Source organism: Thiocystis violacea (genome assembly GCF_016583575.1).
Lineage (GTDB): Bacteria > Pseudomonadota > Gammaproteobacteria > Chromatiales > Chromatiaceae > Thiocystis > Thiocystis violacea.
On record NZ_NRRG01000003.1, the window covers coordinates 162,158 to 177,386 of the forward strand.

Genomic DNA, 15,229 nt, shown 5'->3' on the forward strand with positions numbered 1-15,229 from the left:
ACCGTCATGGTTATCGCTCGGCCGTTCTACCCATCCTACCTCTCTAATTCGCCATCATGATAAGCGGAGCATTTATCTTCCCCAGGCGAATCGCTAACGCAGAAGTAAACTATTCCTCTACATTTAGCTGTCCATGTCGTGTAACCAGAAAACCACGCGGTTTTCCTGTCAGTGATTTCAATCATCGGAGCTGGGCAGTCGATTTGAGTAGCAGTTTTGTACCTAAAGTTGTCTATAACATCTCCGTAGCTGGATGTAGATAGGATCGCAAGTATACAGGTTAAGAGCATTGTCGAACGTAGATGCATTGGTATTTACCCTATACGGCTAACGCCAAATGGAACTGGCTCCGCGCATGGCAAATTTTCGGAATGAGTGCCAGTATTCCATGCGGAGCTAAAATAATTCGACCCTAAATAAAATAATAAGCGCACCAATAATGTACTGGATAATCCGATCGGCCCCAAGTGCCAGAAATTCGGCCATTTCGCCGGCCCTAATTATCTGGATCATATCCGGTGCGTTGTACTAGCCATAAATATTTACCTCGATTTTGGTGCCTAAACAGTGCATTTAGGCTGCCATGGGATTTGCTATTTCATGTCAGGAATATGTCTTCCAGCATGTTTAATTCACCTTTTCCGACGCTTACGATTCTCCCTTGATTATATTTCTCTGCAATAATTTTTGGGCTTTCGCTCTTGCATCTTTTTCATCTTGAGCGTTAATAAGCTCTGTTGTAGTGGTTCTTCCTCCGTTGTTCGTAACATAACTTATTTGAACCGCAAACATGGCCGAAATGATTTTTTTCACTGGAGTTTCTCCGTTTTTGCCTAACGTCTTAATTTCGTTAGGCTAACTAGCCCAGCTAATACGTAACTATTACCAGCAGACAAATTGATTTGCCTACCTATCATGTTACTCCACGCATCACCGGCCATACCCCGCTCGTCTCGCCCTCCCCCACACCCTCGAAGAAGGCGCGCATGGTGGCGAAGCGTTCCTTGTTGGCGAGCGCGGCGTTGATGACCTGCGCCAGGGAGCCGGCCCCGGCCGGTCCCATCAGCGGACGCGCGGAGATGAGGTTGGTGAAATAAAGCGCCGGGATTTGCCGCTCCTTGGCCGCCTGGACCACCGGCGTGGTGCCGATGGCCAGATCGGGAGCGAGCGACTTGACCGCCGCCAGATCCTGCTCCAGGGAGGCACGGAACTGGACCGGCACGCCACGCGCCTCCAGCCAGGCGAGATCGGACTCATTCCAGGGGGTGCGCGGACAGGCGGTCCCCACGTAGGGCACCTCGGCCCCGGACTCGATCAGCAGGCGCGCCACCAGCAGCTCCGAACCCTCGTAGCCGGAGACGATGACGCGCCCTTTGATCGGCATGGCCGCGAGCGCCCCGCCGATGGCGGGCAGGAACTTGTTCTTGGCGGCGTCGATCTTGTCCTGGGCGACCCCGCAGGCCTGGCCGATGGCGTCCAGCCAGGCCGCCGTGCCGTCGCGTCCCACGGGGGCGGACCCCACGATGGGCCGACCGGCGGCGGCGAATTCACGGCATGAAGCGGCATATTGGGGATGGATGGCCGCCACGGCGCGGCAATCGAGCGCGGCGTAGAGTTCGCGCCACTCGCGCGTCGGCACCACTGGTCCGACCGCCAGACCCAGGGGTTCCAGCATCATGCCGATCCCGACCGGATCGGCCGGGAACATCTCGCCGAGCAGGGTCACGGTCGGCCGCTCGCTGCGCCCGCCGCGAGGGGCCTGAACCGGACCCTGCTCCGCTTCGAGCCGGGCGTAATGGAGCATGGCACCGGCCATGACGTCCTTGGCCTCGGCGTGCGTCGGCACGCCGAAACCCGGCACGTCGATTCCCAGGATGCGCACCCCGTTGAGCTGCTTGGGCAGCAGACGCAGGGGAACGCCCGAGGCGGTCGGGACGCAGAGATTGATGGCGACGATGGTGTCCAGCTTGTCGGGGTCGGCCAGCTTGAGCACCGCGTCGCGCGCGTCCTCGAAGAGCCGGCCCGACACCAGCGACTCGGAGTCGAAGGGCACATAGCCGACCGAGCGCCGCGCGCCGTAGAAATGCGAGGTGAAGGTCAGACCGTAGACGCAGCACCCGGACCCCACCAGCACCATGGCGGTGCGCCGCATGCGCAGCCCGACGCGCAGGGCGCCGAAGGCCGGGCACATGGTTTGCGGCTGATCGTGCGGACCGGCCGGATAATCGGCGGCCAGGCGCTGAAGCAACTCGGCATTGCCCGCCGCGACCGCGGCGGACTTCAAGGTCTCGGCGCTCCCGCAATTCGCCGCCTCGGGAACCCCGCCACTGGATGGATCGACGCCCATCGGCTCGCCCGGCTCAGACATCGTCGTACACGACTTCGAGCGAAGGCTTGGCGATCACCGAGGTGTCACACATGTCTTCAGGGCGTGCTGGCTGCAAGGTGACGTGCCGACCGACGTCGTCGCCCTTGAAGAGATTCAGCAGGCCCTCGTGCGCGAGCGGCTTGGGACGCACGGGCGGCGCCGCGCCGACATTGGTCGCCAGTTCCTCGAACAGCGGCCCCCAGGATCCACCGGGCAAGCCGATGATCTCGTAGTTGGCGCTCTTGCGGCGGATCTCCTCGTGGGCCGGGATGGTGGCCAGGATGGGGATCCCCACCGCCTCGGCGAAGGCATGCGCCTCGCCCGTGCCGTCGTCCTTGTTGATCACCATGCCGGCGACGCCGACATTGCCGCCGAGGCCGGTGAAATACTCCACCGCCGAGCAGACGTTGTTGGCGACATAGAGCGACTGCAGATCGTTGGAGCCGACGATGATGACCTTCTGGCAGAGGTCGCGCGCGATCGGCAGACCGAAGCCGCCGCACACCACGTCGCCCAGGAAGTCGAGCAGGACATAGTCGAAGTCCCACTCGTGAAAACCCAGCCCTTCCAACAGCTCGAAGCCGTGGATGATGCCGCGTCCGCCGCAACCGCGTCCGACCTCCGGACCGCCCAGCTCCATGGCGAAGACGCCATCACGCTTGAAACAGATGTCGCCGATGCTCACCGTCTCGCCCGCGCGTTTCTTCTCGCTGGAGACGCCGAGAATGGTCGGACAGTTGCGGCCGCCGAAGAGCAGGGTGGCGGTATCGCTCTTGGGATCGCAGCCGATGAGCAACACCTTCTTGCCCTGCTGCGCCATCATGTAGGACAGATTGGCGAGCGTGAAGCTCTTGCCGATGCCGCCCTTGCCGTAGATGGCGATGATCTGGGTCTCCTTGATCGCCGGCGCCGAGGCCGGGTCCGAGCTTGCCTGCCGCGAGGCGGTTAACGCGGGACCATTGACGGGTACATTCACGAGAGGGATCTCCAATCAAGAATCATCTTCAGGCAGGTCGGATCGCCGAAGGCGGTGCGATAGGCGCTGTCGGCCTCGGTCGCGGGCAGGCGATGGGTGATGAGTCCGTCGAGCGAGAGACGCCCGGAATCGAGCAAGGTACGCACCGACTCCAGATCCGCGGGCAGGAACTCTGCGGCGATGCGGAAACGCGCCTCGCGCATGAAGGCCGGCGGGAAGGTGAAGGACACCGGCTCGCTGTAGAAACCGCCGAGCACGATCTCGCCGCCGCGCGCCAGGCGGGCGACCAGGCTGTCCAGGATCCTGGGATCGCCGCTCATGTCGCAGATGGCGCGATAGTCGCGACGCGGATCCTCGTCCGGCGTCATCACATCGTAACCGTAGCCCTCCGCGCCGCCGACACGCGCCGGATTGGTCTCCCAGACCACCGGACGGGAACCCTCGCCCAAGGCCGCGATGCGCGCCAGCAGGCGCCCGAGCACGCCGTGCCCGACGATCAGCTCGACATGGGGCGAGACGGGTCCGGCGATCGCGTGATAGGCGGTCGCCGCCAGGGCGAGCAGGACGCCCTGGTCGCCGAGCGCCTCGTCGACCGGCATCAGCCGAGCGGCCGGCGCGACCACACGCGAGGCCGCGCCGCCGAACAGTCCGCGCACCTCGCCATAACAACGAGCGCCCGGCACGAAGACCCGCTGGCCAACCTCCAGGCCCGAGGCCGATCCGGCAAAACTGACACGACCCACGGATTCGTAACCAGGAACCAGCGGATATCCCATGCCGGGGAAATCCGGCATGCGGCCCGACCAGAGCAGGCGCTCGGTGCCGGTGCTGATGCCGCTCCACTCCATGTCGACGACCACATCGGCGTCCCCCGGCGGGGTAAGCGCGAGCCGCTGGAGCGAGAGGCGTTCGGGTTGTTCGAGGACGACGGCGAGGGCTTCGAGATTCGGCGTATCTGGGTTCAAGATGGGACTCGGACAGGTTGAATCTGAAAGATCCGACAGTTTAACGAAAGTTGACTGCCAGTCTAGGGTGATTGGAGCGGATGTTGATCTTGGATAGGTCTGGTCAGTGATTGCAATGGCTGGCGCGCGGATCGCCAGGGCGTTCTTCGTGCCGCCCGGCGAGAAACGAACCTCGACGACGGGGTGGGCCCACCGCGATCGCTCAAGCGGCGCGCTGGGCCAGCAGCAGTTGGGTCAGGATCGGCCGATGCGTCGACACCTGCCGGACGCGGTCGAAACAGGCGGTCCGCAGCATGCTATTCAACTCGGCCGGGGTGCGCGGACGCCCGCTGCCCATGGCGAGCAGATAGAAGCCGAAATAGGCGTCGCCGATCGGCTCGGCCCCCGGAGTCCCCGACATCGGCTCGGCCACCAGCAGACGCCCGCCAGCCGGAAGGGCCCGACAGGCCGCGTTCACGAAGGATTGGGCCTCCTCGTCGTCGTGATCGTGGAGCACCCGCACCAGCGAGACGACATCCGCCCCCTGGGGCAAGGGATCGCGCAGGATGTCTCCGCCAACCGCGCTGGCCCGGTCGGCCAGACCTTCGCGCTGAAAGCGCTCCCGCGCGCGCTCGGCCACGGCCGGCAGATCGAAGAGGATCACCTTCAGATGCGGCCAGCGCTTGGCGGCCGTGACCAGGAAGGTTCCATCCCCGCCGGCCAGGTCGAGCAGACAGCGATGCGGCTTCAGCGAATAGGCATCCAGGACATCGTCGGCGATCAGGCGCTGGGAGTCGGCCATCAGGTCGGTATAGCCCTGAATCGACCGATCGGCGGAGGCGGCCGGCGCGTCGGAGCCAACGTAGGCCCAATAATCCGCAAGCTCGCGTCGCTCGACCTCGCCACGCAGCAAGGCGACCGGATCCTTCAGGTCCGCGTAGGCCATCACATGATGCTCGACCATGGCGGTGATGCCAGGATTGCCCACGATAGCCGCGCCCAGTTCGCCCAGCGCATAGCGATCCTGGCCGCGCGCCTCGGCCAGCCCCAGGCTCACCGCCGCGCGCAACAGTCGCCGCGCGCCATCCGGCGGAAGCTCCAGACGCTTGGCCAGTTGTTCGGTCGACTGCACACCCTCCGCGAGAATGTCGAAGAGCTTGAGACGCACGCAGGCGAACAATATCTGGGAGTAGACGAAGCCCGCGGCGATATCGAACAGCTCGCGCGAACGACGGCGCGCGATCGGACGGGTCAGCGGAAAAACGGCGGCCCAGCGTTGAAAACCTGGGTCGGAGATCACACGATTGCGAAGGGCGAGTAAACGATCGGGGAGCCGCACTGGATGACACTACCGCCGGTTGATTGGGGTCGCCCCGGACGGCGACCGACAAACGTGTTAGGTGGATCAGGCCGCTCGCTGGGCAAGATTCTTGGGCATGATATGGCGCGACTCGGCCATCAGCACCTCGGCCAGCCTGTCGCGACCCGGACAGGGCGGGATGGCGTCGACGGCCCCCTTGACCAGATCCTTGAGCCGACCGATCGCGCCATCGATACCCAACTCACCGGCCGCGCTGGGACGATTCAGCAGGGCGTCGCGCCCCACCGGCTTGCCGACTTCCTGAGCGCTGGCGGCGACGTCGCGCAGATCATCCGCGACCTGATATGCCTCGCCGATGCGGTCGCCGACCACCCGCCAGATATCCGCGTCCTCGCCCGCCACCTGGGCTCCGGCCGCCGTGGCCGCCGCGAACAGGGAACCGGTCTTGGCGCGATGATAATCCTCGACGGACACGCGCGGCTCGCATTCCCAGGCTTGGCCGGCAGTGATCCCATGTGGCATCCCGACCGAACGGCTGACGGTCAGCAGCAGCGGCGCCAGACGCTCGGGGGTCGCGGCCAGACTCCGGGCCAGATGCTCGAAAGCCAGGATGATGAGCGCGTCGCCCGCCAGCACGGCGAGCGGTTCGCCAAAGGCGCGATGCACGGAGGGCAGGCCGCGGCGCAGCGGGGAGTCATCGAAACAGGGCAGATCGTCATGCACCAGGGAGGCGCAGTGCAGCAGCTCGATGGAGGCGGCGACGGCGTCGGCCGCCGCGTAGTCGGTGCTTCCACAGGCCGCCGCGACCGCCAGACAGAGTCTTGGCCGCACGCGCGCGCCGCCCGGAAAGACCGAGTGCCGCACGGCCTCGATCAGACGCGGGGGACAACCGGGGATGGCCACAGTGTCTATGGCGGCGGCCAAAGCCTGCTCGATTCTCGTTGTGGCATCCATCGGTGGTCCCCCGGCAACCTCGGTCATAACGTAAGGATGAGTTGACACTTATCAGTGTCACGTACAATAGACATCAACAACCGACGCGTCAACGCGAATAGAGGAAGTCATTGATCCGATGACCACCAAGAAGGTTATTGTTATCGGCGCTGGCGTCGGAGGCTTGGTGACGGCCGTCCAACTCGCCGCACGCGGATTCCAGGTCCAGGTAGTCGAGCGCGCGAGCACCCCGGGTGGAAAGATGCGCGAGGTCGCGATCGGACCACATCGCATCGACGCGGGTCCGACGGTCTTCACCATGCGCTGGATCCTCGAGGACGTCTTCGCCGACGCTGGCGCCGCGCTCACCGACTATCTAAGCCTGGAGCCGCTGGAAATCATAGCACGGCACGCCTGGAGCGAGCATGAGCGACTGGATCTCTTCGCCGAGCGCGAACGCACCATCGAGGCGATCGGCGACTTCGGCGGCGCGGCGGAAGCCAGGGGCTACCGCGCTTATTGCGACAAGGCGCAATCGGTCTACGAGACGCTCGAGGGCACGTTCATTCGCGCCCAGCGCCCGAGCCCGCTGGGGCTCATGGGGCGCTGCGGCGTGAGCGGATTGGGCCGTCTACGCGGCATCAAGCCTTACGATAGCTTATGGCGAGTCCTGGGTGATTATTTCAAGGATCCACGACTGCGGCAGCTCTTCGGTCGCTACGCGACCTACTGCGGCTCGTCCCCGTTCGAAGCGCCGGGCACCCTGATGTTGATCGCCCACGTCGAACAACAGGGCGTCTGGTCCGTCATCGGCGGCATGCATCAGATCGCGCTCGCCCTGGCCAAGCTCGCGCGCGGGCTCGGGGCGACCATCGAATACGATCGGGAGGCGACGGAAATCCTGACCGCCCGCGGAGGCGCGAGCGGCGTCCGGTTCGCCGATGGCGAGGTATCGGGCGCGGATGCCGTGGTCGTGAACGCGGACCCCGCCGCCCTGGCCAGCGGCCGACTGGGCGAGGGAATCCGCAAGGCCGTGCGCCCCCTGGCGCCAAACAGCCGCTCCATGTCGGCCATGACCTGGTGCCTCCGCGCCGAGACCGAGGGCTTCCCACTCGCGCGACACAATGTCTTTTTTGGCCGCGATTACGCCTCGGAATTCGCGGATATCTTTCGACACGCGCGTCTCCCCCGCGATGGAACCGTCTACGTCTGCGCCCAGGACCGCGCTTGCGGAGAGCCGCGGACGACGCCGGGCGCCGAGCGGCTGTTCCTACTTCTGAACGCGCCGTCCCGGGGCGATCGGCAAGCATTCGACGCCGCCGAGATCAAGCAATGCGAACAGCGGGTATTCTCACACTTGGAGAATCGTGGCCTGAGGATCCACCGCAGCCCCGAGAGCACCCAGGTCACCACGCCGACGGAATTCGACCGCCTGTTTCCGGCGACCGGCGGCGCGCTCTATGGAGCGGCGACCCACGGCTGGCGGACGCCCTTTACGCGTCCAGCATCGCGCACCCGGATCCCGAGGCTCTATCTGGCTGGGGGCGGCGCGCACCCCGGAGCGGGCGTCCCCATGGCGGCGATATCGGGCCGACTGGCAGCCGCCAGCCTGATCGAGGATCTGCGTTCATGCTGAGCCTCGAATGGTGAAGCGCTCGTGATCGACATGGGTGAAATCAGAACCCCTATTCCGTCGCGGCGGCACGACGGAATCGGGCTCTTGGGGCCAGTCGATAAGTCTCTCCGCGCGGAGCCCCGATCTTCCTTCAGCGCCGTGCCCGCGGTATCCGGAACGGCAGCAACGTTTGCACCCAACGCGCGCTGAAGCGGTCGAGGCACACACTCTCATGCATCGCCGTCACCGGCTCGCCGAGCAGGTGCGTCTCCAGCACGGATCGCGTGTAAAACGGCGTATTCTCCAGGGTCTCGGTCACGCGCGCGGTCTGCCGCGGGTCTACCCGGGTGCCACGTTGCATCAGCCAAGCCGTGGTAGGCAATTTAGCATGCGGCGGAACCTCGATCCGTTCCACGTCGCCAGCCGGATCGAAGTGCAAGCCCAGCTCTGTCCGATGCCCGTCGCGTCGCGTCGCGTCATAGAGGACGGCGGTGCCGCCATCCTTCAGCTCGGCTCGCGACCACTCCCAATAGCGGAACGCCTTCTCCAGCGGCTCGCTGCCCCAGTTGGAATCGAGATATCCGTGGCCGGACCAGCGCAGGGCCGGCTGGTCGAGTTGTACCTCGACGCGCGCGCCGGGAGCGATCGGCGCCCAGCGATGGCTCCCCGCGCCATCAAGGAAATACGGCTGGCCGGCCACCGTGCGCGGATACAGCTTGACAGTGCCGCGGATGCGCCGGGGAATCGGCACCGCAATCTCGTCGATCTGGATAGTCAGACAGGTGCCGTCCCAGGACAGCGAACTTGGCCCGATCTCCAGCCGGGAGGCGTCCCGCCGAAGCGCGGAGCGGCCACGCTCGGTCATGCTCCAGCGTTTGCACTCACCGTAGAGCGCGACATTCAGCGAGTTATGGTTCAGCGGATCACTGTCACCGCGCCGGCGCGCCCAGGCGTAGTAGGGGGAAAAACAACTGCCGACTTGCGCGATGAGCGTGATCCCATGCCGCCTGTCGTCGCTGAAGGCGTCGACATACCACCAAAGATAACCCTCTGGCATGACCGGCGCGTCGAAGCGCGGTCCACGGCCAGGCTCACAGCCAGCCGCCAGAGTGATGTCGTCAGTGACTTCGTCGCCATGGCCCCCCTCGGCGCCGGGTGCGCGCCCGGCTCCTGGCGGGGAGGCGTCATCTCGAGCGTCGCGGATCTGGTTACCTTCGTTGCCTCCGGCCGGCGGCGCATCGTCTGCCAGCGGTGCTCCGGGTGACCGAAAGTCTATTCCACGCATAACGCCATCTCCGATACGGTAAAGGGTCGTACGTCGCCAGCGCATTGCGGTCGCACCGACGGATTGGCTCACTTGATTACCTGGCGATGCCTCTGCCGCCGAGGCACCGAGTACGGACAGGGTAAAGCCATGGACAGGCGCGATGAGCGACAATCGTCAAATTCACGGGCGTCTTCGGAGGGAAGAACAGGCGGTGGCGGACCATCGGAAGTCCCGATTCTTTCGTCACCGCCGATCTCGATCAGGGGACCGGCGAGTTCGCGAAATGGGCGACAAACATCCGCCTCGCGGGCAACTGGAACGAAGAGGCGCAGGAACAAGTAGAAGAGCCCCCGATCGTCCGTTGCCGCCGGGGATTCTTAAAAAGCAGCTTCGGATAGCCCCTTCCACGACATCGAGCCAAGCTCCTTAATCTAGCCTAACCAGTAGGTCATTGGCTTGGCCACCATCCAATAGAGGCCAGCGAGCAGCGGCACCGTCGAGAGAAGGCCCCAAACCAGCCATGTGCGGCTGCATTGCCGATACTCGGCCGGCACCTCGCCGATGACCGCGAAATCCTGCGCGAGACGCGCCTGCCTGATCTGAAGCGGCACGAGAATACCCAGCCACACGGCCCCCGCCACGGCCAGCATGAGTTGCCCGAGGACGACCCAGGGGGTATCGATCACCGAAATGTGGCCCACGTAGGCCGCGCCGTATCCGCCGACAACCATCAGAAAACCGCCGGACAAGGTAAATGAAAAATCGGTCACGGTCACCAACCATTGAGCGAAAGCCATGATTTGCGTCTTGTTCGTGCGATCGGCGAAGACCTTCCAGAGCGCGGTGACGGTTACATTTCCGGCCATTAACACAAGCCCTAGAATATGCAGGGATTTGAAGAACGCATACAACATAGTTAAGGCTCACCGCGTAGGCTAGGGACGGAAGGGTACCGATCCTCCAAGCGCGCTGACGCAGGCATTGTAGCCATGAGTAGGCATCGGCGGCCGTGGAGCATGGGCGGATGATTCGGCGGATTATCAGGCCTGACCAAAAAGGCGTTGCCGACCTCGATCGTCGGAACGCACCGCTGGACTGGCCCCAAACCCCGCGCTGTCGTCGAATGATTCTAGTGCCGGAGATAGGGCCTGTATAGGTATTTGTACGGTAACAACAGCGCGACTGTCGGCGTCGTTATGCTAGACTCCGCCACCACGAAGATCCGCTTGCGCCGACGCGGACCATAGGGGTTTTGCATCGGCGATGGTCGGAGCGACATTGGGTTCCACGGATCGGCCAGACATCAGGAGGCCTATTTTGAAAGTCGTTGTTTTCGGCGCGTCCGGAAAAGCCGGTCGCACGGTCGCCCTGACCCTGCTGGCGGCGGGACATCAGGTAACCGCCTTTGGACGTGATCCGGCGAAGCTCCCAGCGCACAAGGGGATTTCCATTCGCGCGGGCGATGCCATGAACGCCGCCGATGTGGCGTCCGCCGTGGCCGGTCAGGACGCGGTGGTGGTCAGCCTGGGCGATTCCCGCAACCCCGTTCTCCTGAAATTGCCGGGAGCCAAACGCCCCCCCCCCTCCAATATCTGCGAGATGGGCACGGCCAACGTCATCGCCGCGATGGCGGCCGCTTCGGTCAAGCGGTTGATCTGCATCACCGCCTACGGCGTCGGCGACACACGCGACAGACTGTCGCCAACGTTCCGGCTGTGGTTCCGCGCGCTGCAACTGCGCGAGCAGTTGGCCGACAAGGAGCGGCAGGAGACGCTGGTCAAGGCAAGCGGCCTGGATTGGACACTGATCCAACCGGTTGGCCTGACCGACGGCGCCGCCACCGGGCGCTGGCTTGCCAGCACTTCGGGCGACAGGCGCAAGCGCACCATCAGCCGGGTCGATCTCGCCGACTTCATTACCCAAGTCCTGGAGGGTGGCGGGTACCTGCGGGAAACGGTCGTCTTGTCACAGCTCGCCATATCAGAACGAGACTTCGCGACACAGGCGGCTTGATCTCTCTTTGGTCTTTTCGCTAGCGTTCGGCAGCCCGCGGGCATTCTTTCGCACGATGGGCCGCGCCGAACGCAATGCGTTTCACGCGAACCTCACCCCGACCAGCCGCTCCGATGTCTCCCAGAGACGGGTGGCGGCCGGGCCGTCCAGCGCCCGGGCCGGCATCTTGGCCGTGCCTGTCGGACCCCTGAGTTCGCGCCACCCCGTCGGGCCGTAAAACCCGCCACCTCGCGCATCCGGCGAGGTCGCGGCGAACAGGATCGGCAAGGCGGCCTGCCCAGCCGGCGGGCTGAACGGAAGCAAGACCGGCTTCGTGATCCGCCATAGCACCGCTCGCAAGCCGCGCGAGGCGGGTCCGTTGCCGATGATGTCGGTGCGGGCATAGCCCGGATGGGCCGCCAGGCCATCGATTCCCCAGCCTGCGGCCTCGCTGCGGCGCTGGAATTCCAACGCCATCATCAGCATCGCCAGCTTGGTCATCCCATAGGTCCGGAACGGGACATAGGCTTGTTCCGATTGCAGGTCGGTGAGATCGATCGAATCCAAGTTCGCGGCCAAACTGCTGACGTTGACCAGGCGAGCGCCGGGGACGCGCCGCAGCAGCGGTAGTAGCCGGGCCGTCAAGGCAAAATGACCGAGATAGTTGGTGGCGAACTGAAGCTCGAAGCCGTCGACCGTCACTTGCCGGTCGGGAGGAGCCATGACCCCGGCATTGTTGACGAGCAGGTCGATGCCCCGATCCTCCGCGAGCCGCCTCTCCGCGAAGGCGGCGACCGAGTCGAGCGAGGCCAGGTCGAGCCGCTCGAAGCGCGCAGTCGCACTAGGATGGGCGGCGCGCAGGCGCGCCAGCGCATCGGCACCCTTGCCGTCGTTTCGGCTCGCCAGTACGACCTCCGCGCCAGCCGCCGCCAGCGCCAGCGCCGTCTCGTAACCCAGCCCGCCGGTGGCTCCAGTGATGACGGCGAGCCGCCCGCTTTGCGACGGGATGTCAACAGTTGTCCAGCCCATCGTCCATTGATCTCCAACGAAGAGAGGTAGAGGCGCGCCAAATTACGGGGAACCTCTGGGCACCGCATTGACATTTTTGGAGTCCGCCCCTCACGCTGAATCGCGTATCACCGGGCGCCGGCACTCCGGGACTATGTGACCGTCTCGGTACTTGGCCGACGCGCCACGGCCAGGACGTAATCGAACCCTTCATGCAGCGGCGTCCTGGACATGCGGCGAAGCAGCCATCCCACCGGGCCAAGCCGCCGACGCAGCCCCGGATCCTCGAACAAGGCACGGGACCAGCCCGGTAGCACCTGATCGCGGATCGATTCCACCCGCACCGCCTCGAACCCGGCCGCAGCGAGTTTCGCGGCGTAGACCTCGCGCGGGTAGACGTTGGCGCGCGGCACGGAAAGCGCGGCGCGGACAGCGTCGTTGAGCAATGCCCGCAACGGATGCCGCCATGGATCGACAGCGGGTCCAGTCGGGATCGAATCGGCGAGCACCAGGCGCCCACCTGGCCGCAGCAGGCGGGCGGCCTCGGCGAAGAAACGCTCGCGGGTATCGAAATGGAAGGCGCACTCGAGCGCGATGACCACGTCGCAACAGGCGTCCGGCAGTCCGGTCGCGGTGGCCGAGCCTTCACGCGGATCGATCCGCTCCTCCAGGCCGAGTTCGCGGACGCGCTCCCGCGCCACCCGCACCTGCCCAGGCGTGATGTTCACACCGATGATCCGCCGCGGGGCAAAGCGCCGGGTCCAGTAGATATCCTGGTCAGCAAACCCGAAGCCGACATCCACGACCTCGTCGGCACTGGTGAGGCCAGCCGTCCGGCCGACCAACTCGACCATGGCTTCACAGGCCTCGTCGATGGTCCGCGCCTCGGCCCAGTAGCCGAGATTAAGGTATAAGCCGCGCTCGGTGAAGGCGTGGGTCGAGGCTATCCGATAAAGCCAGCGCGCCGGCAGGGTCGGGATGGTCAGTCCGCCACCGAATACACCCTTGGATTCGCTCACGGCCGTCTCCTCCGACTGGCGGTCTGAAAAACCAATGGCCTCGTCAACCTTTGGCCGGGTTTTGGCGACTCCGCTCTTGCCACCGTTGCCGCAGATCGACCAAGTGGATGAAGAGCGCAACGAGGAACAGGGATGAAACCCAAACCCAGGAGGCGCCAGAGAGGGCCGCGCGCGCGGCCAGCAACAGACAGGTACCGGGGGCGAGGATGAGCAGGGTTGAGAGCGGCGGCAGGGGACAGCGGCCCATCCGCCACAGCACCATGAGCACGATCGCCTCCAAGCCAATCAGTAGCAGGACCAGGTCGATGGAGGGCCCGCTTGCGAAGAATTCAGTCATGGTCCGTTCCTTCTGTTTTGTCAGTGATCATTTTACCGAGACGATACCATGCAGGCACCCCAGGTACGTCCGGGTCGGCGCCCAGCTTCACGAAGCGATCCCGCCGTTTGTCGCGGTTGTACCAGAGGCATCTTATGTTCCATCGGTACAGCCCACTAGGCGAGCATCGCGATTAGCCTCTCGGCCGCGCATGCGGCGCCGTCGACAGCCTCCAGCTCAACGGCCAGCCGGGTCGCGGCCTGCTCATAGCGAGGTTCGCCCAAAACGCACTCCAAGGCTCTGCCCAGTTTGGTGGCGGTGAGCCTTCGCAGCGGGATCACGCGCGCGACGCCGAGTTTGGCCGTGCGGTGGGCGTTGTCCGGCTGATCGAAGGCCAGGGGCACGATCACCTGCGGACGCCCGGACCGCATGGCCCGCGCCAGGGTTCCGATTCCGCCCTGATGGACGACCGCAGCCGCATGCGGAAAGACCGCTGAGTAGGGCAAATAGGGGAACGCCCTGATCCCAGGGGGCAGCTCGCCGAGTTGAGCCGGCCCGGTCAGCAGCACGGCCCGACGCCCCAGCCGCACCGAGGCCGACACCGCGTGCTCCCAGAACGAGCCGGCAACCAAAACGGTCAGGGATCCCAGCGCGAACACGAGCGGCGCCTCGCCCTCGGCGAGAAAGGCCCTGAACTCGACGAGTTGATCCGGATCGACCTCACCGTCGTAAACAGGGTTTCCCGTGATCTCGGTGCGTGCCGGCCAATCCGGTTGCGGCGCGGCGAGCGCCCGGTCGAACAGCGCCAAATTCAGATAGGGTGAATACTGCCCATCGAACAGCGCCGGACCGGCCAATGCCGACACCCCAAGCTCGCGACGCAGCGCGTGCAGCGGCGCCTCCCAGGCGAAGACCTGCTTCCTGCCCATGGCGAACGCCGCGCGATGGAACCTCGGCCCGAGCCGCCGCAATGCGAACAGCCAGGCCGCCGAGGGGATCAGCGGCGGATCGCAGGTCGACATGAGGGACATCGGTGTCAGCAGGGTCGCCACCCAGGGCAGCCGACGCTGCTCGGCGACGATGGACACCGTCATGCCCAGGGTCTGCGAGACCAGCAGGTCGACACCAGTCGCGGCCTCCAGCACCACTTGGTGGGTCTCGCGCAACTGGGGCATCACCAACTCGCGCACCAGGAACTCCTCGCCCCCGCGCGCCGTGAGCATCCGCTCCATGGCCGCCTGGTAGTCGCCCTGAACGCTTGCCGTTGGTATCGTTTCGACGAACCCGACCCGCGCGCTTTCAACGGATGACCGGTGCTCCCCGTTGGTGGCGATCACGGCGTCGTGCCCGCGCTCAAGCAGGCCCTTGGCCACCGCGATGTAAGGGTGAAGATCTCCGAGAGACCCCATGGTCGAAAAGAGAATACGGGCCACGGCCCCCTCACCCTAAGCTCTATTTGAAACCAGATCC

Annotated in this window: 14 protein-coding genes; 2 read left to right on the plus strand and 12 right to left on the minus strand. The window is 64.9% G+C overall.

Annotation, left to right across the window (positions count from 1 at the left end; genetic code table 11):
- Positions 1 to 648 precede the first annotated feature (648 nt).
- The 6 genes from CKO27_RS03020 to CKO27_RS03045 all read right to left on the minus strand — a co-directional run bounded on the left by CKO27_RS03020 (position 649) and on the right by CKO27_RS03045 (position 6,563).
- On the minus strand, positions 649 to 813 hold the full coding sequence (locus CKO27_RS03020) for a hypothetical protein (protein ID WP_200373390.1): 165 nt from the start codon (positions 811 to 813) through the stop codon (positions 649 to 651).
- Between the two features lie 100 nt (positions 814 to 913).
- On the minus strand, positions 914 to 2,368 hold the full coding sequence (gene bchY / locus CKO27_RS03025; protein WP_200373391.1) for a chlorophyllide a reductase subunit Y: 1,455 nt from the start codon (positions 2,366 to 2,368) through the stop codon (positions 914 to 916).
- Entirely contained in the window at positions 2,361 to 3,344 is a 984-nt protein-coding gene (locus tag CKO27_RS03030) for a chlorophyllide a reductase iron protein subunit X (protein WP_200373392.1), read from the minus strand. The genes bchY and CKO27_RS03030 overlap by 8 nt, the downstream gene beginning before the upstream one ends.
- Entirely contained in the window at positions 3,341 to 4,309 is a 969-nt protein-coding gene (gene bchC / locus CKO27_RS03035; protein ID WP_200373393.1) for a chlorophyll synthesis pathway protein BchC, read from the minus strand. The genes CKO27_RS03030 and bchC overlap by 4 nt, the downstream gene beginning before the upstream one ends.
- A gap of 202 nt (positions 4,310 to 4,511) precedes the next feature.
- Complete coding sequence (locus CKO27_RS03040; protein WP_200373394.1) at positions 4,512 to 5,627, minus strand: methyltransferase; 1,116 nt, start codon at positions 5,625 to 5,627, stop codon at positions 4,512 to 4,514.
- A 66-nt stretch (positions 5,628 to 5,693) separates the two neighbouring features.
- Positions 5,694 to 6,563: a polyprenyl synthetase family protein gene (locus tag CKO27_RS03045; RefSeq protein ID WP_200373395.1), complete on the minus strand. Its 870-nt coding sequence runs from the start codon at positions 6,561 to 6,563 to the stop codon at positions 5,694 to 5,696.
- A 118-nt stretch (positions 6,564 to 6,681) separates the two neighbouring features.
- Between CKO27_RS03045 and crtD the strand changes: the two genes are divergently transcribed.
- Positions 6,682 to 8,178: a 1-hydroxycarotenoid 3,4-desaturase CrtD gene (gene crtD, locus CKO27_RS03050; RefSeq protein WP_200373396.1), complete on the plus strand. Its 1,497-nt coding sequence runs from the start codon at positions 6,682 to 6,684 to the stop codon at positions 8,176 to 8,178.
- A 130-nt stretch (positions 8,179 to 8,308) separates the two neighbouring features.
- Here the strand turns inward: crtD and CKO27_RS03055 are convergent, their stop codons facing one another.
- Positions 8,309 to 9,442, minus strand: coding sequence for a carotenoid 1,2-hydratase (locus tag CKO27_RS03055; protein ID WP_200373397.1), 1,134 nt, complete (start codon positions 9,440 to 9,442; stop codon positions 8,309 to 8,311).
- A gap of 413 nt (positions 9,443 to 9,855) precedes the next feature.
- Entirely contained in the window at positions 9,856 to 10,338 is a 483-nt protein-coding gene (locus CKO27_RS03060; protein WP_200373398.1) for a DUF2269 family protein, read from the minus strand.
- Between the two features lie 403 nt (positions 10,339 to 10,741).
- On the opposite strand from CKO27_RS03060, the gene CKO27_RS03065 reads away from it, so the two are divergent.
- A complete protein-coding gene (locus tag CKO27_RS03065; protein WP_200373399.1) occupies positions 10,742 to 11,437 on the plus strand; it encodes an NAD(P)-dependent oxidoreductase in 696 nt (231 codons plus the stop codon).
- An 81-nt stretch (positions 11,438 to 11,518) separates the two neighbouring features.
- On the opposite strand, the gene CKO27_RS03070 is transcribed toward CKO27_RS03065, so the two are convergent.
- The 4 genes from CKO27_RS03070 to CKO27_RS25130 all read right to left on the minus strand — a co-directional run bounded on the left by CKO27_RS03070 (position 11,519) and on the right by CKO27_RS25130 (position 15,192).
- Entirely contained in the window at positions 11,519 to 12,445 is a 927-nt protein-coding gene (locus tag CKO27_RS03070; RefSeq protein WP_200373400.1) for an SDR family oxidoreductase, read from the minus strand.
- Positions 12,446 to 12,576: 131 nt separating this feature from the next.
- Complete coding sequence (locus CKO27_RS03075) at positions 12,577 to 13,443, minus strand: methyltransferase domain-containing protein (RefSeq protein WP_200373401.1); 867 nt, start codon at positions 13,441 to 13,443, stop codon at positions 12,577 to 12,579.
- Positions 13,444 to 13,486: 43 nt separating this feature from the next.
- A complete protein-coding gene (locus CKO27_RS03080; protein ID WP_200373402.1) occupies positions 13,487 to 13,780 on the minus strand; it encodes a hypothetical protein in 294 nt (97 codons plus the stop codon).
- 155 nt (positions 13,781 to 13,935) lie between these two features.
- Positions 13,936 to 15,192, minus strand: coding sequence for a nucleotide disphospho-sugar-binding domain-containing protein (locus CKO27_RS25130; protein ID WP_200373403.1), 1,257 nt, complete (start codon positions 15,190 to 15,192; stop codon positions 13,936 to 13,938).
- Positions 15,193 to 15,229 lie beyond the last annotated feature (37 nt).

Coding starts and splice junctions, on each gene's coding strand:
- CKO27_RS03060 (WP_200373398.1), bottom strand. CDS start 10,338: ATGTTGTATGCGTTCTTCAAATCCCTGCATATTCTAGGGCTTGTGTTA.
- CKO27_RS03045 (WP_200373395.1), bottom strand. CDS start 6,563: ATGGATGCCACAACGAGAATCGAGCAGGCTTTGGCCGCCGCCATAGAC.
- bchY (WP_200373391.1), bottom strand. CDS start 2,368: ATGTCTGAGCCGGGCGAGCCGATGGGCGTCGATCCATCCAGTGGCGGG.
- CKO27_RS03055 (WP_200373397.1), bottom strand. CDS start 9,442: ATGCGTGGAATAGACTTTCGGTCACCCGGAGCACCGCTGGCAGACGAT.
- CKO27_RS03080 (WP_200373402.1), bottom strand. CDS start 13,780: ATGACTGAATTCTTCGCAAGCGGGCCCTCCATCGACCTGGTCCTGCTA.
- crtD (WP_200373396.1), top strand. CDS start 6,682: ATGACCACCAAGAAGGTTATTGTTATCGGCGCTGGCGTCGGAGGCTTG.
- CKO27_RS03070 (WP_200373400.1), bottom strand. CDS start 12,445: ATGGGCTGGACAACTGTTGACATCCCGTCGCAAAGCGGGCGGCTCGCC.